Raw genomic sequence first — 20,583 nt, 5'->3', positions numbered from 1 at the left:
GTCAGTCCACCCGCTCGAGCTCGATGACAAAATCCACTCCTCGCGGCAGGCCACCCCCCATGATGCCGTGCTGCGTCTCTTCCAGGCGAACGATCTTGTAATGGCCCAGCACGCGCCCGAGGCCATCGACCAGCGGATAGTCCTCGCCGGTATCGGCCATGGCCTTCACGATCTGGATCGCAACGAACTGCCCCGCGACCTCTGGCACGAGCAGGCCCGAAAGCGTGATCGTGTCCTCGCCGGGGCCGAGGTACTGGCTGGCGGGGCGCGCCATGAAGCGCTCCGAGGTACCGTGCCGCCAGCTGGTGCGGCGCGAGAGCTCGGAATAGGCCATGGCATCGATGCCGAACAGGAACATGCCAAGGGTGAGCAGGTGCCCGGGCGAGAGCGTATTGGTGGTGACGCCGTTGATCGGGGGAAGCGAAGCCATCAGCGATCACCTTCGTAGGAGCTGCGCGCCTTGACGCCCTTGGCCTGCTCAAGCTTGCGCATGACGACACTGGCCAGTTCATCGACGCTCTGCCCGGGCGCGCCATAGACCTGAATGGTGATGCTGCCGCCACTGGCCAGCGCGCCGCCCTGCTGCACTCCGCCCGATGCTGGTGCGATGGGCGAAAGCGAGACGGCACCTGCACGGGCCACGCCAGCGGCCATGCGCCCCATGGCGCGCTGGGGCCTGCCACTGCCCCCGTCGATGCCCTGGGCGAGGCCGGTGGCGACGTGGCCACCCATCTGCATCATCAGGCGCGACGGGCTTTTGATGCCGAAGTAGTTCTTGAAGGCGGTGATCCCGTTCTTCGCCACGTCGATCAGCTTGAGCGCCAAGGCCATCGGGTTGATGGCCATGAGCAGGCCCTGCATCATCTGCTTGCCGATCGTGGTGAGCCACGAGGGTGCCGCGGCGAGCGTGCTCTTGACCCAGTTCCACCCGGCGGCGAAGGCCCCCCTGATCTTGTCCCAGTTGGAATAGACCAGGTAGGCGAGCAGGCCGATGGCCGCGCCAATCGCCACGATCGCCAGCACCATGGGGTTGGCGAGCATCATCATGCCGGCGCGCATCATCCCCTGGCCGAGGAAAAGCGCTGCGGTGCGGAGCGCGGTGAAGGCGGGCCCTGCCATGCGCACAAACCGGATCACGCTTCCTAGCGGGCCGATTATCGAGCCGAAGGCGAACTGCAGAACGCCGAGCCCGATGCGGGCGGCGACGAAACCTGCAGCCAGCCTTGTAAGAGTGCCGGCAAGCTCCGGATTGCGCTGTGCCCACGCTGCCATGCGGTTGCCGAGCGCCCCGACATAGCCGAGCACTTCGGTCATCACCGGCAGGAGCGTGGTGCCGAGCACGATCGCCAGCGAGGATGCCGAGCCTAGGAAGGCGCGCCACTGCACGGTGGCATCGCGGGCAACGCGCTGGTTGAACTGGCGGTCAACAGTGCCGCCCGATTGCATCGCCTGGGCGCGTATCCGGCGGTAGTCGTCGATGTTCTGGATTAGCGCGAGGATCCCCATGCGGGCCTGTTGATCCTCGAACGCGAACCCCAGCTTCTTCATGTCCCCGCCGGTGGCCTTTTGCGTCACCAAAGCGATGGCTTCCAAAGAGCTGTAGCCTTGGTCCTGCAGCTTTTTCATCGCCGCCGGCAGGTCGATGCCAAAGTTCTTCTTGAAGGCAGCGATAGTGCCCGGGGCGTTGATCTTGCCGAGCAGGTTCTGGATGTTGTTCCCTGCCTCGTCGGCATTGCCTGCCGTGTTCATTGCCACCTGCAGCGCGGCTGATAGGTCGGCAACAGCGGGAACGCCCTTTTCGCCAAGCGCCTGCATCTGCGCGGTAAGCGACGGGAAGAAACGCGCCATGTCCTTCACTTCGAACCCGCCGGCATTGCCCGCCGCTGCCATCGCGTCAAAGATCTTCGCGGTGTCGGCGGAGGCGACCTTCAGGTTGCTGATGCTTGCAAAGGCCGCATTCGCTGCATCGGGCAGTTCGACCTTGTACGCAGTGGCGAGACGGCCGGCGGGGCCGATCGCGGCCGTCGCCGCGTCCAGGTTCATGCCCTTGGCAAGCAGCGCATCCAGTCCAGAGCGCATGTCTTCGGGCATCTGGCGCGCGATCTGGGCCAATTGCACGATGCGATTACCGAGCCGGTCAGTGGCCTGATCGGAAAGCTCGGCCTTCTGCTGGATATCCACCATCCCGCTCGAAAACTGGGCGGCAGCAGCTGTGGCCGCGATCAAGGGCGCGGCCATTGAGGCCCCGCCCATGACGTTATCCTGCCCTCGGGCTCTCAATTCATCGCCGCGCCGCTGCATCGCCCGCGCATCAGCGTTTATCGAGGCGAGGCGCTGCTGGCGCTTGAGCTGCTCGTTGGTCTGGCGGAGCTGGCTTTCAAGCTCGCGCTCGCGGTTGATCAGATCGGTCATATTGCCCGATCCGCGCGAGATGGCGCGCTGCACCTTGCTCATCTCGCGCTCGAGCTTCCGCGCCTCGCCCGAGAGTGCGCGGATCGACTTCGATCCGTCGCGTCCCAGGCCGACGATGTTGCGGAGGGCTCCGGACATCTTGTCGACGCCGATGAAGTTCACCAGGAGGTTGAGCTTGTTGCTCATGCGTCACCCTTGCCATGCATGCGGTTCCAGCACGCGACTGCGCGCTCACGCCAGTCAATCAGCTCGGGCAGCGTGAGGCTTTCGAGCTCGGCCTTGGGCCAGTGGAAGATGGCGGCAATGTCGGCCATCAGGTCTTCGGCTGATAGTGCGCCGCCATCGCTTCCATCACGGCCTTCTCCCCCTTCGTCATGAAAAAACCCCGGATGGTTCCGGCGATCTCGGAAAGGTCTGCAGGATCCAGCGCATTGGCTTCGTCGGCGGTGAGCGGCGGCTCGCTGACGCGCGGGATCAGGGTGAGCATGGCCACGATATCGGTGGTCATGATGTCCTGCAGCGAGAGGCCGCGCAGCTCGCCAGACTTGGGACGACGGATCGACAGGGCGCTGATCGAGGTTTCGCCGCGCTGCAGCGGCACCGAGAGCGTGACAGATTCGAACAATGGCCGGGTTTCGGCAACCGGTGCGGAAGGTTCTGACATTTGCGGGGCTCCTGATTGTGCGGGGCTGGTTCCTGCGGGGTGACGACGTGGAGGGATCGGGACGCCCGCCACCACCGCAGGCCCCACCGGACGGCGCCCCGCAAAAGGACCGCCCGGTGAAGCTCAGAAGGGTCAGCCGGAGATGATCGCCATGATCTCGGCGTAGCGATCATTGCCATCGACGAGGAAGATGCCGCGCAGCATGTCGATCTCGATCTCGGTGCGCCCATCGACCACGCGGCGGTAGTAGGCGAGCGGCACCTTGTACTTCTGCTCGGTATCATCGCCCGCCTTGGCCTTGCCGGGATCGATTTCGGTGAAGCGACCACCAATGTAGACCTCGACCGCCTCGGCCGCGCTGCCGTTGTCTGCCTGGTACGCGCCGATGAAGCGCACGCGGACGCCATCGACGCGGGTGGTGCCGAACTTGCGGATCAGGCTGGCCACGTGCCCACCCATGGTGAGCGTGGCCTCCATAGCCTCCAGCCCCTTGTCGAGCATGACCGGGCCCAGCATGCCGCCGCCGCGCCACTCTTCGGTAGCGATAGCGAGCTTGGGCTCCTCGAACTCGGCCACGGTGCCGAGGAAGCCCTCGCCGTCGACGTAGGTGTTGAGGTTCTTCAGTTTGCGCGGGAGGCCCATGGCCGTGTCCTTTCAGAAGCTGGGGGGCAGGGGGTTGCTGATCAGGCCGCGTTGGCGAGCTGGTCGGCAAAGCCCGAGTAGTAGTAGTCGGTGATGACCAGGCTGACCTGCGGGTTCTCCATCGGAGCCACCGGGGTGTACTGGATGCGGAAGTTCGGACGGCCTGCCGCCAGCTGCTCGGGCGTGTTGGCATCGGCATCGAAGAAAATCTCCGCGCCCATGATCTTGCCTTCCACGGCCAGGCGGCGGAATTCGGCGTTGACCGTTTCCATCAGGTCCTTGACCCGCGCCACGGTCATCGGCTGATCGAGGAACGGCAGCACGGCAGCGGCGATGATGTCCTGCAGGGCATGGCTGGTGCGGACGGCGCTTTCGAAACTGAATTCCGGCTGATCTTCACCTGCCGTGGTACGGTTACCCCAGAGGCGATAGCCCGACTGACGAATGATCGTGGTGACCTGCGCATCATTGAGAACGCCGGCATCTGTATCGTTGTCGACCAGATCGAAGTGGACGTTCTTCGTTACACCGGTGACGCCGTAGAAGGGCACGTTGCTGACCGTCTTGTGCCAGCCCTGCTCTTCATCGATGCGCGCCCGAAGGCCAAGCGTGCGAGCCACAATATCGCCTGCAAAGTCGGGCGAGCTGTCGGGCCAAAGCAGCATCAGATTGCGAGCGGAGAACTCGCCGCGATAGGTGGTGACCTCGGCAATGTCGTCGCCAATTGCCGAGGCGTAGACCATGGCGCGCAGCTTGCGTGCGGCGATAACCATCTCTGCCACGACGGCCTGCGTATCGAGGCCAGGGGCACCGAGGATGCGGGGGCGCTTGCCGACCACCGTTTCAGCTGCGAGCAGGGCCTGCAAGCCGGTGTAGACATTGCCATCGGTCGCGCCGATCACGTTGGCGTCGGTCTCCGCCTGGTCTTCGCCTTCGGCCACGCGAACCACAATCACCAGCGGGCTCGCTTCATCGCCGATCGCCTCGAGCGCGGCCTTGAGCGTGCCGCCGGTTCCGGCCTTTCCAGCTGCTGCATCGACGCTGGTGACCAGCACCGGGGTATTGAGCGGGAAGGCGGCGTCGAGGTCGGTGGTTGGCTGACCGGCGGCAGCGGTAGCGGTGGCGATAAGGCCGATCACGGCCATGGAACTGCGGGCGATCGTGCGGACGCCGGTAGCGGATTCGGTGATGGTCAGGCCGTGCATGGGCGGTTCCTTCAGGCTGAAAGAGCGGCGGTGTTTCGCCGGATGGGGATGGAGAGCGAGACGAGCGCGGTGGGATCGGGCGCGTCGAGGTCATACCCCTCGATGCCGATGACGGGCGCGCCGCCGGGGAAATCACCGGACAGGGTGACGCGCGTGATCTGGAAGCCGGTTTCCCAGCGGCGGATGGCGATGGCCGTGGCGGCGCGCAGGAGCATGGCGGTGGCGACATTGAGCGGGCGATCGAGCAGTTCGAACAGCAGAGAGCCGAAGTCCCGACGCATCACGCAGGAGCCAAGAGGCGTGGTCAGGATGCGCGCGATCGACTGCGCACGGCGCGGTGCGCCAGAAAGAGCCTTGCCGGTGTTTGCGTCCATGCCGATCATGGCCGCACAGAAGCGCGCTTTGCGCGGGCCACGCCAGCGTCCGGAATGGTAGAGGCCGGGTTTACCGTTGGGGGTTGGGTTAAACCGGAGTTCCAGTCTGGGATGCGCCACCCTGGACGCCGCCGTGCTTGTGCGACTTGAGGCTTATGCCATCTGCGCTGACATCTTCCGAGGCGGTGATTGCGCCGGTGACTGTCACGTCACCTTCAATCGAGACAGGACCGCGGATCGTCAAGCCCCCCGGCGCTTCGATCAGCGCCGTTGCACCATCAGGAAGGACGGCAGAGAGGACGTGCGCCTCGGGATCATAGGAGATTACCGCGCCGTCTTCGAATTCTACCAATTCGGCAAGCGTGGAGCCGGGTGCAGGATTGGAATCGTTCGGCAGGCCGAGCAGGGCCACGCCATTGCCGATCTGGCCATCGGGGCAAAGCAGCACGCATTCCTCGCCCACCGATGGCGGGGACCAGGTGCGGGTCTTTCCCGCGCGAAGGGCAAGCCAGCGGATCGGCGGAGTTTCTCCGCCCTCATCATCATCGCCGTCAGGATCTGCGAAACGGACCTTGCAGCGCGGCGGTGACAGGGTGACCTCGCTGATCAGGCCGAGCCGGATGAGCGTGGACGGATCGAGGGGGATGTCTTCTTCGATCGGGGGCATGGATCAGAGGACGCGCTTCACCGCATCGACTGCATCCTCGATCTTGGAGGCCGCGCCCCCCGTCCGCCGGTCGAGCTCACGCTTCACGATATCATCCACGATCGGCGCAAGCGCCTTACCGACGACCTTGGTCAGGATCTTCTTGAACATCGGTTTCTCCCCGGGCGGGATCGTCCCCGCCTTCCCAATCAAGCGACTTGTCGCCCCAGCGTCCGCGCAAGGCACGACGATTGATGGCAAAGCCCAGTCCAGTGAGGACCAGCAGGATGCAGAAGGCGGACAGCCACAGCACCCAGCGGATGGTGGTTACGCGCTCACCCTCACTGGCAGGTGTCCAACCCTTTTCCGGCAACAGCATGCCCGATAGCAGCCAGAGCAGCACGGTCAGCGCCACTGCGCCGGCAACCGAAAAAACTAGCGCGGCCAGTGCGCGCCAGTCCTTCGGTGGCCAGCTGGGCAAGTTGCCGGTCATGCTGATGCGCCCGTCTTGCGCTGCAGCCACGCCTTGAATTCACCGACGGACTTGCCGCGCAGGATCGAGGGATTTGCGGACGTAGCAGATGGGCCCGCAAGCTTGTCGGCCCGGTCACGATCTGCCGCCTTGAGCACCTTTGCCGCCGTCCCTGCGCCGAAGAAGTGGGCGGCATAGAGCGTGGCAGCGTTGATCGGGATGCCCTGTGACTGCAGATGGCGCAGGTTCTTGAGCGTGAAGGTACGGGCGCGGTCGGTCTGCTCTGCCTCGGAAGGGCGCAGTCCCCCAAAGGCTTGCGCGGAATCGTTGCCCCACTTTCCGCCCTCGGCTTCCCAAGTCGATTTGATGAACTGGTAAAGACCGCTCGCGCTCGACGTGGGTGCCTTGATGTAGGGGCGGTGCCCACTCTCGATCTTGGCGAGGAGAATGAAGTACCCGGGGGGGATGGCGTCGGACGCAGGCTTCGCCTGTTCAACAGGACCGGCGGCGCGAGGAACGTTAAAGGCATCAAGCAGGTTGTCGAGCGCGAGAACGTTGCCGGGGTCGTTGAACAGACCAGCACGCGCCACCGTGCGCACGGCATCGAAAATGGGCTTGCGAGGATCCATCACGGCAGGTCCTTTTTGCGGCCCAGCATCGCCTGCACAGTGGCCGTCTCCCAGATGCGGATGCATGTCCAGACGATGGTGAGGAGGGAAGCGACGGCAGGCAGCACGCTGATGAGACTCCCCAGCAAAGCGACGATGGATGTGGCATCGAGGACGTGCTTGAAGCCATCCGGCAGTTCGGTGAAGGACGGCTTCAAGGGAGGACTCCGTCTGGCGATGGTGGGGCGGTCACAACACCAGCACCCAGCACCGACCGGACCAGATTTGCCACCGCGCGCGTGGGTAGAGGCTGGGTTTACCGCTTCACAGCTTACAAGGCCGCGGGTTGCACGTGTTATGGGCGCTTCCACCCCAACCCATCACGGAACTGGGAGGCGAAGTCCGTTGCCTGCGTTGCCGGCCTCGGTCATGCAGACGCCACCATCTGCTTGCCGCGACACCTGTCTATAGGTATGCCGCCGGGATGAACTTCGCGCGCCTCATGGATTTGCCCGAAATACTTCGGGCTAAAGCTCTCACCCGCCATTACCGCAAAATAGGCATACTTGATCAGACGGCACGCATCGGTGAAGGCGGGCGCATCTTGGATGCGGGGGACCGGCGAAGGATCCGCGTCGGAGGCAATTCTGTGATGCGCGGAGAGCTCTTCACATTCGCCCATGGCGGAACGATCGATATTGGCTCCTGGTGCTTCGTTGGCCAAGATAGCTACATCTGGTCTGCCAGCAGCGTTCGTATCGGTGATCGTGTCTTGATCTCCCACGGGGTCAACATCCATGACACGAACGGCCATCCAATCGATGCCACGGATCGGCACCTGCACTATAAAGCTATTGCTACGTCCGGACACCCAGCAGACGTCGCCACCATCTCCTCCAACCCAATCGTTATCGAAGACGACGTCTGGATTGGTTTTGGATGCGTGATTTTGAAAGGTGTCACTATCGGAGCCCGGTCAATCATCGGCGCGGGCTCGGTCGTTCTTGAAGACGTGCCTGCGGACAGCCGAGTTGGCGGCAATCCTGCTCGCGCCCTCGGGAGCGACAGCGAAAACAGTATAGAAGATTGGCCCCAATACGCGGGATGACGACTTTACCCCAGCCAGCCCGCCTCAGCTAGTTCGCGCGTGGCCGCGCTGTAGATTTTGGCAATGCGCGCACCACCGCTCGCATCCCAATGCAAGCCGTCTGCGGTATCCTCGCCAGCATCAAGAAAGCCGATGCCGAAGCGGTTCGGGTCAATGTAAGGCCTGCCGTAATAGTCGCACATGCGCCGCGTGGCGTTCTGGAAGTCCTCCAGATAGTTGCCGTTGGCATTGGCAACGCCGTGCCGATAATCAGAAGGCGAGTAGGTCGCAGCCGCAGAGGTTTGCACTACGACCACCACGGCAGCGTTGGGCCGGTTCGTCTCGCACCAGTTGAAGAAGTTCGCCAGAGCGCCGCAATAGGTTGCCGTCGTGGTGTCAGTGACCACACCAAGAGGCACATCCGACGCCGCAACGTCGTTCACGAGCATGTCGAGGAAGATCACGTTCGCATCCGACGCAATTGACGGAAGCGATGCGGTGACCGCACCGGAGCCAGAGTGCGGAGAACCTCGCGCATCAAGGCCCAATGCGCCGCCAGAAACGCCAAGGTTCTGGATCACTGCCCCAGTTTCGCCCGCAAACGCCACCGGCATGACGTTCTGCGCGACCAGCGAAGTGCCGACCATCGCCACCTTCTTGCCGTTGAGTGGATGCGCCGAACTAGTCGCGCCGGTAATCGTTGGAAGGCCCAGCCATTTGCCAGTATCCGCCGCGACGGTCATGTTCTGCTTGGTCCATGCCGCGCTGCTGAAGGCGGTCGATGCCGTCCAGATGTTCGCGCCACCATTGACCGAGAGCGTGCCGCTGTTGGCGAACAGGCCGCTTGTGCCATCGCCTGTATATGGAACGCCGCCCGACGCAGGATAGATGCGCAACTGCTGATTGCCGCTGTTTGTCACGGTCGCTGTCTTGACGATAGAGAGCAGATAACAGCCGTTATTCAGCGCGGTCAGAGTGGCCGTGGTGTCGGCAGAGGCGATCGACAGACCGCCAGTCAGCAGGTTCAGCGTAACGTCGATGCCGCCGCCGCCATTATTGAACACGTTGGCCCGACCGCGTTCGCCTGCCTTCAGTTCGTACTCGAAAGCGTAGGTTGACCCGGCTACGAAACTCACTGAGCGATAGACGCTAGGGCTTACCGTGCCGCTGCCCTCCACCAGCTTGTCCATCGTCATGCTGCCGTTGACGAGGGTTTCGACAGACGTAAGCCGACCATCAATGCTGGCGACTTGTTCAGTGGTGCGCTGTTCCGGCGTAGTGCCTGGCGTTGGGGTCAGGCTCGTCTTGGTGAAAGCCGCATTTGCTGGATCGCTTGATGGGAACAGGTTAGTCGTGGTTCCCTGCAAACACAATTTGATTGACTTAAGCCACAACCCTTCTGTCGTGACACCATCGAAAGGGAATGCAGCCGCAACGGAGGGTCGAGCCTGCCAGTTGCCGCTCACCGTGCCGGTTGAAGTGACAGTCGCCTTGCACTCGTAAAACCCGCCGCCAAGGTAACGCATCGAGCCTGCGCCAGACGTTGCAACGAACGTTCCGGCCAGCAAGTCGAACGTGATATTGATCGCGGTCGAGGTGGAGTTGTTGAATAGGTTCAGGTAACGCCGCGTGCCTTGAGCGCGGGCAACGACCGGAAATTCGTAGGTGACGCCAAGCGTCGGTGTGAATGCTCGAAACACGGTGGGACTGATGCTGCCCGGGTCTTCGACCATGCGGACGGCAGAGGCACCGAGGCCAAGGCCTGTTCTTAATTCATCCAACTGATCGGACAAATCAGCCGCGATATCAGCGGCCTCATCCACAAACGGCTGCGCGACTTCCTCAACGACCGCCCCGATCGTCGACTGGCGTGCTTCGCCATCTTGTACCACGATCACAGGCTCGGTGCCCGAAAGCGGGCCAGCCACCGGCAATTCGGTAATCTTCGCCATCGATCAGGCCTCCCCATCCTTGGCGCCCAAGACACCAAGTACGAACTTGTTGGCCACACCGGCTGCGACCTCGTCGACGCGGGCCAGCGTGGCGGCGCGATCATGTTTGCCGTCCTCGCCGATCACGGCGTTGACGCTGCGCGAATGGCTCTTGCCGTCCTGCTCGAAGGTGACCGGCACGGTGCCGGTGGCGGCATCGAAGCGGCCCACGGTGATCTTCATGGCTTCGCTCATGATCACTTGCCCTTGGTCTGGATGAAGACGCGCGCGGTGAAGTTCTCCGCGCTGTAGATTTCGATGGTGGTGGGAGGCCCGAGCGTGATCACGCCGACGCCAGTGTTCTCGGAGTTGTTGTCGTCACCCGGCTGCACCGAGACGGCGAGAGCCGGTACGATCCATTCGGTGTGTGCGATCGGCACGTCGTACCAGGCGGAGGCATTCGCCCCGCAATCGACCCAGCCCCAGGTCTCCTTGAAGCCGTCAGAGTACTCAATGTAACCGCCATTCGCGGCGATGTTCGAGGAGACGACGCGGCGGAAGGCGGCAGCATGGTGCCCATCGACAGTGTCGGCATCGACACCAGAGCCCGCCCCGTCGACCGTCAGCAGCTTGGCCAGCACATCGGCTGCCGTGTAGGCTGCGGCATTGAGTGGGGTGTAGCCGAGCCTTGCCGCGATGTCGGCGTACCAAGCGCCGTGCTGCCCATCGAGCAGGTCGGCATCGAGGCCGGAGCCAGCACCATCCAAGCCCAACAGCCACGCGAGGACCACCGCTTTGGCGCGGCCCGGCGTCAGCGCACGCAGAAGATCGGTCCCGGCCTGCGCCTCTTCGAGCGTGGCGAGCTCGATCAGGCCGCGCATGTCCTCAGTGGCCGGCGGATTGGTGAAGATCGGATCGCCGAATGCGATAGAGGCGGCAAGGTCAGCCGACCAGGAGATGTCGAAGCTGATCAGCGCGAAGGCGACTGCGGCCTTGTTGATGATCGTCGAGCCCGCACTGTAGACCGCGAAAAGCGTGCCATCGGCCAGCCACAGGCCAAGGCCCGTGGCATTCCACACGTCCGAACTGGTGTCGTAAGCGGTCATGTGCGTGATGTTGGCAGCAGCTGCGGCGCCTGAGATGGCGGCGATGCGCTTGAATTCACCAGGCAAGGCCGTCAGCGTGGGCGCGACATCGAAGGGGGTGGCAGTCAGCCCCAGCTCGGCAATCGTCACCGGATCGGCGCCCGATGCACCTTGCACGGCAGCAAGGCCCGCGTTGGTAAGCGAGAGGACAAGTCCGGGCATCACTCGGTCTCCAGAAAGTCAGTGCCGTCCTCGGTGCGGATTGGTTCGCCGTCCTCAGTCTGCAGGACGATGTTCCAGTCGCGGCTCTCGTCGAGCTCGGCGGAATAGTCGGCGCGGGTCGTAGTCCCCGGCATGAAGCCACCTGCCATCCACAGCGCGGCCTGCGCCTCCAAGGCGAAGACGAAGTCGAAGTGGCTGCGCGCGTTCTTGGCAGCTGCCACGTCGCGGATGATCGCCTCGGCCGTCTCGGTGGTGAGAAAGCTGGCGTCGATCCCGTCCGGCCCTGCGGGCGCGCGCACCTCGAAAGTGTAGGGATCGCGGCGCGGGTTTGCCTGCCACCATTCGACAAGCGAAAGCAGTGGGTGAAAGCGGGCAAGCACTTCCTCAACAGCGGCGCGAGTGCCCTTGATCTGGTGGAACGGGATGGCACCGGCCACGGCTGCGCGCTTCTGCGCTTCGGACCAGGTTGGATCCCAGTGGCTGATCGCAAGGCCCCAGGCGAGGAACGGCAGCACGTCTGCGGGGCAGGTTTCCGGGTTCCACAAGGTTCCCACTGCCGAAAGGCCAATCCCGGCGCGCATCGTCTGCTCGAGCGCGCGTTCGGCTCTGGTGGCATTGGGAGGCAGGAGCGTGGTCATCAGATCACCGTCCCGGCGATCGTGACGTCGATATCGGTGACCGAGGCGATCTCAGAGGTGCCGATCACGATATCGTCAACAGGCCCATCCAGATCGACCCGCTGCACGTTGGCTACGTGGAGTGCAGCGATCAGCGAGGACCGCGTGACGTCGCGGCCCAGCTTTCGCGAGGCGGCGAGGTGAGCGTTGAGGCTGTCGATTGAGGTCTGCAGAATCAGACCCTGATCGGGGCCTGCGAAAACCCACAAACGGGCAACGATGCCAAATTCCACCAGCGTGGCGGGCTGGACGATCACCTCGTCGGTCAGGGGGCGCACCGGCCCGGTCAGCAGCTCGGTCACGGCATCAAGCACGCCAGATGCCGGCACGCCATCGCCGCTGGCAGAAAGCACGGTCACCACCACTTGCCCTGGCGTCGGGCTGACCGCTGTCGCATCGGCAACGTCGGGATCGGCCGAGCGCGCCCAATAGACATAGGCGAGTTCGGGCCCTGCAACCGAGAAGCTGTGCGGGGCGAGCTGCACGCGCTGGCGCAGTGCGGTGTCGGTCTCGCCGTCCAGACGATCCACGGCGAACAGCGCGGCAAGGTGATCAAGGCGCGGCCCAGTGGCGTAGGCAAGCAGCAGCCCGCGTGCAGCATCGGCGAAGGCCTGGGCAAGGATCATCTCGTCGTAGCTGTCGGCCTGCAGCAGCTTCATTGCCGGATCGCTTTCGACCAGATCCACGAAGGCCGGGTACTGGGCGATGGCACTGGCAAGCTTCGCGGCAAGGCGCGTCTCGAAGCTCGGCTGTTCGATTACATCCGGCGCAGGGAGGCCAGAGAGATCGATTGCGGGGGAAGATGCGATGGAGCCGACCATGCCTGACGGAATGGCGCGGTTCGTCGCGCGCGCTAGGCGCGGGCGCGGTAGAGGCCGGGTTTACCGATGGAAGGTGGAATTACGAAACTGAGGCGCAGGCCGATTCTCGGACTCGACTCTTGGTTAACGCACTGAAAGCATCAACCCGGGCGGCGACTCGGGGAGATTATCATGCGTTTCAAGGCGATATTGGTCGGAGCACTGCTGTGTTTGGGCGCCAGTCCAAGTTGGGCGGCAGAGAAGATTGTAAATTTCGATGTCGGCCCTGGATATTTTGTTACCCATCCCTTGGGAACTTTGGCCTGGCGCGAACAATTTCTAGCTTTTCAAAATCACGCCTACACCACCGCCCCATCCTACGGTGCTGATATTCTCCAAAAGAGCGTCAATGTAAGCAACGGCGCAATCTTTCTTGATGTGCGAGATTCCTTGTATGTCGCTTCTTACCGTCGGCACGCGTATAACTCGATCACGTTTGCTTCAACTGCGCCAATATTGATTTTCGGCCAAAATATGTTTGGACCTTCGCTGACCATTTCAGCAGATGCTGAGCCGGGATATCAAACTGCCCTGATTGCGAATTCCGGGGGAACATACGCGTCTCGTATCTTTTCTGCTGACGGCAGCGCTTTCAGCATATCAGCGATTTCGTTTTCCTTGGTCCCCGAGCCGGCAACCTGGTCCCTCATGATACTCGGCATTGGGCTCGCAGGCTTTGCGCTCCGCAGGCGTCGAGCCAGCCCTATGCTGGTATGATGCATTAGGACCAGGCTGAGCCTGTCACATCAGCTACGGCCGATGTCGTTAGGGGCTTGAACTTGAAGCCGGTGCCCCAATTCATTCCGGTCGCTGCATCGTTCCAGCCACCGGCTTGGCCGGCAGTGCCGGTAAGCAGGAAAGCGGGGCGGGACGAGAACGGGCCAAGTCCCCCATCCTTGAGGTAGTCGGCGGCGAACAGGGCGCGCTTCGCCCCATCGGTAATGTCCACGCGCTCGGTGCAGCGGAGAATGAACGCGCCAAGCATGAGGTCCCTGCCACCAGCTCCGACGTTACCGATACGATAGGCGTTGATGGCCGTTGCGTAGCCAACAGTGCCAGCTGCCCACGTAGCCCCGGAAACGTTCGAGTCGGAACCGTCGACGTAGAGGCTGCGGCCAAGAGCCTGATCGGTTTGCGAAGTATCCCACGAGACTAGAATGTCGTGGTCCACGTTGTCGCAAAGGCCGTCGCCTGCGCGCGCGCCCGTAAAGTTGCTTTCCACGCGGGCGAATGCCGAACCGGAAGCCCCCGCAAGAGAAATGCGAATTTGGCCGGTGGTGAGGATCTGGGCCAGAACCTTCGGAGTGCCAGCGCTCGACCCGAACAGAGTGATGTTCGCAGTCGGCTTGCCGTCCATCCGGAAGCGCATGAGAGCCAGTGTACCGAGTGTGCCCGCACTGGCGGCGAGGGTCTGCGACGAAGCTGGGCCGAATGTGTCCGGTGTACCGGGGTCCAGCAGAACCTGCGCGTAGGAATATGCCGTCACTGAATCCAGGCGCCAGTCGAAACTGACCCCGCCCAAAGAGACGGTCTTGGTGACAGAGCTTCCTGCCGCCGCGCTGGTCATCCGGAACTGCATGAGCTTCCCGACAGGGACGTTCGCGTTCGAACTGGTCCAGTCAGTAATGACCGTAGTGCGGTCGGACGGTTCCAGAGTTCGCCATTCCAGACCCGAAGTGTTGACGAACGGGAGAGTGTCACCCGGATCGCCGCCGTGGATCACGAACATGTTGGAGGTCGTGAGAGTGCTGGCCGCAACACCGATCTGGTCGATTGGGCCAATGTGCGGCTTCTCTCCGGTGAAGTCGCCGTTGTGCGAAAGCAGGGCGCGGAGCGATGCAAATTGGGGGCCCTTGGTCGCATGTGCAGCCAATGGCTTATACTTCTCGAACAGCGCATTCGGAGAGAACACACCCGAACCGGGGTCAGACGGATCGGTGAAAATCGTCGAGTGCGCGATTCCGGCACCCTGTAGACCGGTCGTTAGGTTGTTGTCGGCGCGGATCGTTGCGTTGCCGGTGATCAATTCGGCGATGGTATCCGAAACCAGCGCCTCGCTGTCGGGGTAAGAAACCGCGTAGGTCGTGTAGGTCCGGTCGACACGTATCTCGCAGATGTTTGCGCCGTCCGGCGGCGCCCACCAGTTCGGAAGGACGCCGATGTTGTTGCGGATGTACATGTCGCGCGAGGCGTCGGCGTAGAACATCTTGTAGCCGAGCCCGATGGCGACGTTGTTGCGGACGACGCCCTGATCGACAAGCGCCTTGTCAGTATTCTGATGGCTGTCCGAAGCCTGCCAGAAGTGGGTCTGAAGCTGCGCGCGGCTACCCTTGCGGGTGATACCGTAGAAGTTGTTGTTCGCCTCAGGCCGGATGATCTTGAAAGGATTGTTGGCGTCGTTCCCAGCGGTTGCACTTACGGCATAGAGCTGCGTTGCATCCGAGTGCGGGTTGCCCGCGTCACGAGCGTTGCCGATTACGTCGAGGACGATATTGCGCTCGAACTTGAACGTGCCGGTAAACTGCCCTGCACCGTACGCGATCTGCGCCCGAACAAAGTCTCCGATGCTGCGCTCAAACCAGTTTTCCCGGATGTGAACCGTGCTGGTGCTGGAAATGTTGAGCTTCGAGAACTCACGGAAGTCGTGGAAGTAGCCGTTTTTGATATCGACCAGACCCCACTGCCCACCCAGCACAAGCGGGCCATTGAATGGGGTATTGTAGTTGGTCGTTACGGGATCGCCCCAGCCAGTGAAGGAACCGGCTGCGTCTTCCGTGATCGTTCCGTCACTATTGATGCGGAACTTCGCAGGCGATTGGAACTCAGCCAGCTTAACAGCCGGGTCATATGGCTGGAAGGTGGGCCCGTAGCCGTGGAACACCTCTGCACCGTCTATCACAATCCCGGACGTATAGTCCGCACCAGCGATCAGCGGCTTGGCTGACGCAGCACCGCTGCCAAGGGTGAGATTATACTGTGCCCACGTCTGACCCGCGCTCGGCCAGTATTCGAAGACGCACTTCACACCATCCTTGATGGTCAGCGTCTTGCCACTGGCGACCGTCGAGATGCTGGCGTTGGTGGCTGAAATTGCACCTGTCGCCAGTGGCGGCGAGAACTTCAGCTTCATCGGGCGGATGAAGCGGCAATTCGACAACGGGAGACCATCGCCCAGCGGGTCAGCATCGGCTGCCCCCTTGTCGGCAAGGATCGTGACCGACTTATTCCAGACGTGCGATGATGGAACCGTGGTGTCGCCAACCAGCTTGATGGTCTTGCCATCGCTAGCTGCCGCCCAGACGGTCGCAAAATTACCTGGGGCGGCAGGGGACAGACCATTCCCGGTCCCGGTGTCTGCCATGTAGAAGTCGGCAGCCGAACCGGCGGGCGCCGCAACAACAACCACGGAAACATTCGAAACACGCGGGCTGTTGGCGCTGTCGGCCAACGTCTCGGTGAGGGTGAAGTTGTAGGTTCCGGCAACGGTTGGCGTTCCGGTAATAGTGCGCAGCGCACTGTTGAGCGTCATCCCGTCCGGAACGGCGCCGGCCAACGTCGATCCCGCGGTGGCTCCGATGATGGATATGGAGGTACTGGTGCCGACGGTGGCAGTGCTGCTGGAAAGCGTTAGCGCGGCGAGGCTCGGCTGTTCGAAGACGTTGCCGATCGTGATCGAAAGGACCGTGTCACGCGGTGAGTTGGCCGAATCCGTGAGCGTCTCGCGCAAGGTAACCGAGTGGCTTGTGGCTGTTTCGAAATCGGTGCTGGTTGCGCCGGCGACGAGATTGCCTTCGGAGATCGCGAAGCGTCCACCCGCATCGTCGACAAGTGCCAGTGCCGATCCGGAGGTCTTGCCCAAGAGCACACCCACTACCGTGCCCGCTGCGCTGCCTTCGGCCAGGACTGCCGCTGACAGGCTGATTGCGGAAAGGTTGGGCTGCTCGAACTCGTTGGTGACGGTGATGCTGATCACTGTTTCACGCGGCGAATTGGCCGAACCGGGCAGCGTTTCGCGGATCGTGATCTGGTGACTGGTCGCGCTTTCGAAGTTGGTGGCCGTGGCAGCCACGATGTTTGCCCCGGCGATTGCAAACCGCCCACCAGCGCTATCGACGAGCGTCAATGTCGATGCAGGTCTCGCGCCAAGGATCGCACCCACCACGGTCCCGGCCGCGCTGTTTTCCACGATCGTGCTGGCAGAGAGATAGAGGTTGCCAAGGTTCGGCACCGCAGGCGGCTGACCACGCGGTACCAGGTCAAGGCTCCAACCCCGGCGAACCACGACGCTGCGCTTTCGGCTTGCGGCCGGACGGAAATCGATGACGCGCATGGACGCCGCGCCTCAGTCTGTGCTGCCGCAGCTGATCAGCACATCATCATGGTACGCGCGGACCCAGATGTGGTCAGCTGTGCCTTGGGCAACTTCACCGGCCGGAAGGCGCAGGCCATTCCTTTCAGTGGGAGCAACAGCACTGGGCGAGAACACCACCAGCAAGTGCCGATCGGTGTAGAAGCTCTTGTTCTGGACGTAGGCCCCCGCGCCGCCAAGGCCCGGGTACGTAGCTACCAGGTCCTGCCAATCCCTATCGATGGTGAGATCGTTTTCGGTCTTGGCCATGAGTTCCATCCTGCGCAGAAGCAAATTCCAGCGCAGGTTGGACAGCTTTCGCGCGCGCGCTAGCTGCGGGCGGGGTAGATGCGGGTTTTACCGTGCAGTGGGATCAGTCGGGTAGAGGTCGGGCGACCTGGCGCCGCATTCCGCGCAGCGCAGCCGCAGTGCAACAGCGCTGATGGCTGTGCTTTGGTTCCGTCGCATAAGCTCGTGCGCCAAGCTTGCAGGGTCGAGATCGGAGACATGCCTGCACGTTATGCAGCGGACCCGCAGGATCTGGCGATGCCGCCGGTAGTCGTTCAAGGTTTCCAGTCGCTTGAAGCCCATGCCGTCCGAGAACGTATGTGGAACGATTCGGCAAGGGGATTGCGATCACTCGCCTGTGCTCACTTCGGCTCGATCATGTCGCTCGCGATCTGGATCACGAGGTCCTCATCCTCCGGCGAGAAGCCGAGCAGGCGGCGCACGGGGTAGCGGTAGCGGATTGGGGTGCGATCACGCAGGCGCCCGATGGTCTTGGTCTCGCCGAACTGGCTGACCGAGCCGGCGCGATCGACCAAGGGCGATTCCGGGGCGACCGTCACACCGTCCTCCGTGGCATCGATGCGCCAGTGCTTGGCATAGCGCAGGCCCTGAAACATCTTGCCGCCAGCCTTCTCGCGCAAGCGCCCACGCCGGTCATAGCGGGCCTTCTTGGGCTCCATGGGCGCGCCATCGGGCTCGACGTTTCGGGCGATGCGCTTGAGGTTCGACTTGCGCAGATCGCGGCCAAGCTGCTGGCCCGCGCGCTTGCGCTGGGGCGGCGCAAGGCCATGCAGCACCTGCCCCATCCACTCGTCCAGGCGCGAAAGATCGTCGTCTGCCATGGCAGCTTACGCGGGAGGCACGAGCTGCTCACCACCGAGAAGGATGGCGGCAATATCAGGGGCCAAGCCCTCGGCGTTGGCTTCCTCGAGCACCGAGTCGGTCTGCTCGACAGGCTCAACGCGTTCCTCGCCATTGATAGTGGAGACTTCGTAATTCTGGGTCAGGTCGATCTGGATGAGCACATCGGCAGTGCCGTTGTCGAGAATATCGGCATCGAAGCTGAAGCTGTCAGAGCCGGGCTGCAATCTCACAGGTTGGTGGGCGCGGAGCCATCGAGTGATTGCGAGTGTGATTATCGAGAGATCGGTGCGGACGCCAATTGCCAGGACGTTAAGCCGAAAGGAGAGTTCGAACGCATTGCTGCCCGTCTGTCGCGCACGCGCAGAGCCACGATCAATCCAGACGGGCAAAGCGGCAGGGTCATTCGACACTTCGGGAATGGCGGCGCGAAGGGTGGCGCTGAGGCTGTCGATCTTACGCATCAGGTCAGTCCCACAGCTGGATGGTTTCGCGGGTGGCGGTCGCTGCCTCTGCCACTTCGGGCAGGATCAACTCAGTGCCACCAGGAAGCCGTGGGCCGAGCGCGGCGATGCCGGGATTGAGCTCGAGCACCTGCTCGGTCACGTTGCTGGTGCGGCCGAGAACGCGCCAGCAGACTTCGTCAACTGTTTCACCATCTCGCGCGGTGGCTGTGATCGTCATCAGATCAACTCGACACGGTTGCGCGGCACGTCGGCGCGGGTGTTACCGGGGGCAAAGGTCTTAAGGTCGGCCACGGCTGCCCAGGCGCGGCGGTAGTACTCGTCGGCACCGTCTTCCTTGTCGGTCGCGCGATCGAGACCGCGATCGGTGGCGGTGATGTCGCGGTTGCCGGCAAAGAGATCAGCAGCAGTGAGCGAGATGATCAGGCGCTCCCACAGTGCCTCGGCCTGGTTGCGATCGTTGATCATGTCCGCCGTCACGTCCGCGAGCTCTACGGCCCCGGCGAGGACGTGCGTGGCGCGCCATGCCGCCAGCTGGCGGAAGGCGGTGAGCATCGCGGCCTCGATCGAGGCCCGCAGGCGATCGGTGGTGACCTCGCCATTGCCCAGGCGCACCGAATTGCGGACGAGGGCGAGCGGGATATCGGGAAACCAGCCATCGGCGCCGACCGTGGCATTGGCCGGATCCAGCAGGGGAACGGGATTTGCAGTCAGGCCTGCCATGGCGGTTCACTCGTTTTGGATTCGGCCCCGAAGTTTTCGGGGGGTGAGGATGCGATCGGGCAGGGACTGGAAGACCCGCCCTTGCGCATCCGCCCCCCGAGCGCCGTGGGGCGGGCCGGTCAGCCCTGGGGAGGCTCTCCGCGGTCAAGCGGTTCACCGGCACCAGGTGCAAGCTTCTTCGCCTCGCGGTCGAGGCGTTCGATATCCTTCTTGACGCCGACGTTGGCATCCAGCTGCAGCGCGCGGCGCAGGTTCTCGAGCGCGGTCTCCACATAGGCAGCCTTGCCGCCAGCGGGGGCGTTGTCTGCCGTTGGATCGAACTCCTCGGCACGTCTGGCGTAGCGCCGGCCAATGGCCTTGAGCAGCTTGGCGCGCACGGCATCGTGCATGTCATGCCCTTCGACCAGCGCGGACACCGCGAGCAGGTGATCCAAGCTGACCGCATCGAACTCGGCATTGGCGATGGTGGCCACTTCCTCGGCCAGATAGCAGGCAGGGGTTCGGGTGAACTTTTCCGGCATGGCAAGGCCGTGGCGGATGGCATGGGTGGCAAGACGCAGGGCGTAGTCAAAATCGCGATAGTCGATCGCCCAGACCAGATTGGTCACGAGGATTTCGTCCTGCGCGGCCTGAGAGCCATCGGTTCCCGCGGCAGCAAGCACGCCTTCGATCCACGGCACAAAGGCGCGGGCCATCTCGACCTTGACCGGCACGCGGGCCTCGTGGCTGGCGATGTCTGACAGGGTGCGCAGGTTGTCATGCAGCAGCACGCGCAGGGCGGCATATTCCTGTCCGGCCGCAGTAGTAGGCTTTGGCTCCTGCAACTCGGTCGTGCGGACCGTTTCAGGCGCCACGGTGCCCGACATGATGCCGAGGACGCGCTGCTTGTGACGACGGAAGGGGCTGCTCATGCGGGGCTCCATGATGGAAGGGAGGCCGCGCTATCCGGCGCGCGGCCGACCGGTTCGGTTAAGGAGCATCCGCTCCCCTCCCCGGTCTCTGATGTGGGCTCTT

26 protein-coding genes are annotated in these 20,583 nt (G+C 63.1%); 2 read left to right on the top strand and 24 right to left on the bottom strand.

From position 1 onward, the window contains the following. Position 1 precedes the first annotated feature (1 nt). The 12 genes from AX703_RS28070 to AX703_RS21655 form a co-directional block, all read right to left on the bottom strand. Positions 2 to 430, bottom strand: coding sequence for a phage tail protein (locus AX703_RS28070; protein ID WP_197423801.1), 429 nt, complete (start codon positions 428 to 430; stop codon positions 2 to 4). Continuing rightward, entirely contained in the window at positions 430 to 2,598 is a 2,169-nt protein-coding gene (locus AX703_RS21695) for a phage tail tape measure protein (RefSeq protein WP_062347170.1), read from the bottom strand. Before AX703_RS21695 ends, AX703_RS28070 begins: the two co-directional genes overlap by 1 nt. Then, a complete protein-coding gene (locus AX703_RS26940) occupies positions 2,595 to 2,726 on the bottom strand; it encodes a GpE family phage tail protein (RefSeq protein WP_082734731.1) in 132 nt (43 codons plus the stop codon). The genes AX703_RS21695 and AX703_RS26940 overlap by 4 nt, the downstream gene beginning before the upstream one ends. Continuing rightward, entirely contained in the window at positions 2,726 to 3,076 is a 351-nt protein-coding gene (locus AX703_RS21690) for a phage tail assembly protein (protein ID WP_062347168.1), read from the bottom strand. The genes AX703_RS26940 and AX703_RS21690 overlap by 1 nt, the downstream gene beginning before the upstream one ends. A 132-nt stretch (positions 3,077 to 3,208) precedes the next feature. Then, positions 3,209 to 3,718: a phage major tail tube protein gene (locus AX703_RS21685; RefSeq protein ID WP_062347166.1), complete on the bottom strand. Its 510-nt coding sequence runs from the start codon at positions 3,716 to 3,718 to the stop codon at positions 3,209 to 3,211. Positions 3,719 to 3,759: 41 nt separating this feature from the next. Then, the gene (locus AX703_RS21680; RefSeq protein ID WP_062347164.1) at positions 3,760 to 4,923 is read right to left on the bottom strand and encodes a phage tail sheath subtilisin-like domain-containing protein; all 1,164 of its coding nucleotides are present in this window, start codon (positions 4,921 to 4,923) and stop codon (positions 3,760 to 3,762) included. Between the two features lie 11 nt (positions 4,924 to 4,934). After that, a complete protein-coding gene (locus AX703_RS21675; protein ID WP_062347162.1) occupies positions 4,935 to 5,306 on the bottom strand; it encodes a GPW/gp25 family protein in 372 nt (123 codons plus the stop codon). A gap of 79 nt (positions 5,307 to 5,385) precedes the next feature. Next, entirely contained in the window at positions 5,386 to 5,964 is a 579-nt protein-coding gene (locus AX703_RS21670) for a phage baseplate assembly protein V (RefSeq protein WP_062347160.1), read from the bottom strand. A 3-nt stretch (positions 5,965 to 5,967) separates the two neighbouring features. Beyond that, positions 5,968 to 6,114 carry a hypothetical protein gene (locus AX703_RS27575; protein WP_156452165.1) on the bottom strand — a complete coding sequence of 49 codons (147 nt, stop codon included), beginning with the start codon at positions 6,112 to 6,114 and terminating at the stop codon, positions 5,968 to 5,970. Next, positions 6,080 to 6,436, bottom strand: coding sequence for a hypothetical protein (locus tag AX703_RS21665; protein ID WP_156452164.1), 357 nt, complete (start codon positions 6,434 to 6,436; stop codon positions 6,080 to 6,082). Before AX703_RS21665 ends, AX703_RS27575 begins: the two co-directional genes overlap by 35 nt. Next, a complete protein-coding gene (locus tag AX703_RS21660) occupies positions 6,433 to 7,044 on the bottom strand; it encodes a hypothetical protein (protein WP_062347157.1) in 612 nt (203 codons plus the stop codon). The genes AX703_RS21665 and AX703_RS21660 overlap by 4 nt, the downstream gene beginning before the upstream one ends. Beyond that, entirely contained in the window at positions 7,044 to 7,241 is a 198-nt protein-coding gene (locus AX703_RS21655; protein ID WP_062347156.1) for a hypothetical protein, read from the bottom strand. The genes AX703_RS21660 and AX703_RS21655 overlap by 1 nt, the downstream gene beginning before the upstream one ends. A gap of 266 nt (positions 7,242 to 7,507) precedes the next feature. Between AX703_RS21655 and AX703_RS21650 the strand changes: the two genes are divergently transcribed. Then, positions 7,508 to 8,131: a DapH/DapD/GlmU-related protein gene (locus tag AX703_RS21650; protein WP_062347154.1), complete on the top strand. Its 624-nt coding sequence runs from the start codon at positions 7,508 to 7,510 to the stop codon at positions 8,129 to 8,131. 5 nt (positions 8,132 to 8,136) lie between these two features. Here the strand turns inward: AX703_RS21650 and AX703_RS21645 are convergent, their stop codons facing one another. The 5 genes from AX703_RS21645 to AX703_RS21625 are packed head-to-tail and all read right to left on the bottom strand — an operon-like array spanning position 8,137 to position 12,846. Further along, the gene (locus AX703_RS21645) at positions 8,137 to 10,062 is read right to left on the bottom strand and encodes a hypothetical protein (RefSeq protein WP_062347151.1); all 1,926 of its coding nucleotides are present in this window, start codon (positions 10,060 to 10,062) and stop codon (positions 8,137 to 8,139) included. Between the two features lie 3 nt (positions 10,063 to 10,065). Next, entirely contained in the window at positions 10,066 to 10,296 is a 231-nt protein-coding gene (locus AX703_RS21640) for a hypothetical protein (RefSeq protein WP_062347240.1), read from the bottom strand. 2 nt (positions 10,297 to 10,298) lie between these two features. Beyond that, complete coding sequence (locus AX703_RS21635) at positions 10,299 to 11,348, bottom strand: hypothetical protein (protein WP_062347150.1); 1,050 nt, start codon at positions 11,346 to 11,348, stop codon at positions 10,299 to 10,301. Continuing rightward, positions 11,348 to 11,986: a phage tail protein I gene (locus AX703_RS21630; RefSeq protein ID WP_062347147.1), complete on the bottom strand. Its 639-nt coding sequence runs from the start codon at positions 11,984 to 11,986 to the stop codon at positions 11,348 to 11,350. The genes AX703_RS21635 and AX703_RS21630 overlap by 1 nt, the downstream gene beginning before the upstream one ends. Then, positions 11,986 to 12,846: a baseplate J/gp47 family protein gene (locus tag AX703_RS21625; protein ID WP_062347144.1), complete on the bottom strand. Its 861-nt coding sequence runs from the start codon at positions 12,844 to 12,846 to the stop codon at positions 11,986 to 11,988. Before AX703_RS21625 ends, AX703_RS21630 begins: the two co-directional genes overlap by 1 nt. 171 nt (positions 12,847 to 13,017) lie before the next feature. On the opposite strand from AX703_RS21625, the gene AX703_RS26935 reads away from it, so the two are divergent. After that, on the top strand, positions 13,018 to 13,602 hold the full coding sequence (locus AX703_RS26935) for a PEPxxWA-CTERM sorting domain-containing protein (RefSeq protein WP_082734730.1): 585 nt from the start codon (positions 13,018 to 13,020) through the stop codon (positions 13,600 to 13,602). Between the two features lie 4 nt (positions 13,603 to 13,606). On the opposite strand, the gene AX703_RS21620 is transcribed toward AX703_RS26935, so the two are convergent. From AX703_RS21620 to gpM, 7 genes are all read right to left on the bottom strand, one after another. Next, positions 13,607 to 17,215 (bottom strand): Ig domain-containing protein, encoded by a 3,609-nt coding sequence (locus AX703_RS21620; protein WP_062347142.1) that lies wholly within the window; start codon positions 17,213 to 17,215, stop codon positions 13,607 to 13,609. A gap of 12 nt (positions 17,216 to 17,227) precedes the next feature. Continuing rightward, on the bottom strand, positions 17,228 to 17,503 hold the full coding sequence (locus tag AX703_RS21615; RefSeq protein ID WP_156452163.1) for a hypothetical protein: 276 nt from the start codon (positions 17,501 to 17,503) through the stop codon (positions 17,228 to 17,230). A gap of 380 nt (positions 17,504 to 17,883) precedes the next feature. Continuing rightward, complete coding sequence (locus AX703_RS21605) at positions 17,884 to 18,363, bottom strand: phage virion morphogenesis protein (RefSeq protein ID WP_062347136.1); 480 nt, start codon at positions 18,361 to 18,363, stop codon at positions 17,884 to 17,886. Positions 18,364 to 18,369: 6 nt separating this feature from the next. Continuing rightward, positions 18,370 to 18,846 carry a phage tail protein gene (locus tag AX703_RS21600; RefSeq protein WP_062347134.1) on the bottom strand — a complete coding sequence of 159 codons (477 nt, stop codon included), beginning with the start codon at positions 18,844 to 18,846 and terminating at the stop codon, positions 18,370 to 18,372. A 4-nt stretch (positions 18,847 to 18,850) separates the two neighbouring features. Next, on the bottom strand, positions 18,851 to 19,066 hold the full coding sequence (locus AX703_RS21595; RefSeq protein ID WP_062347132.1) for a tail protein X: 216 nt from the start codon (positions 19,064 to 19,066) through the stop codon (positions 18,851 to 18,853). After that, positions 19,066 to 19,569, bottom strand: coding sequence for a head completion/stabilization protein (locus tag AX703_RS21590; RefSeq protein ID WP_062347130.1), 504 nt, complete (start codon positions 19,567 to 19,569; stop codon positions 19,066 to 19,068). The genes AX703_RS21595 and AX703_RS21590 overlap by 1 nt, the downstream gene beginning before the upstream one ends. Before the next feature lie 119 nt (positions 19,570 to 19,688). Further along, positions 19,689 to 20,480: a phage terminase small subunit gene (gpM, locus tag AX703_RS21585; protein WP_062347128.1), complete on the bottom strand. Its 792-nt coding sequence runs from the start codon at positions 20,478 to 20,480 to the stop codon at positions 19,689 to 19,691. Positions 20,481 to 20,583: the final 103 nt, after the last annotated feature.

The sequence above is a fragment of the Novosphingobium sp. CCH12-A3 genome, from assembly GCF_001556015.1.
GTDB classification, from domain to species: domain Bacteria; phylum Pseudomonadota; class Alphaproteobacteria; order Sphingomonadales; family Sphingomonadaceae; genus Novosphingobium; species Novosphingobium subterraneum.
Note: the sequence above shows the minus strand (reverse complement) of the source record. Positions and strands in the feature narration are given on the sequence as shown.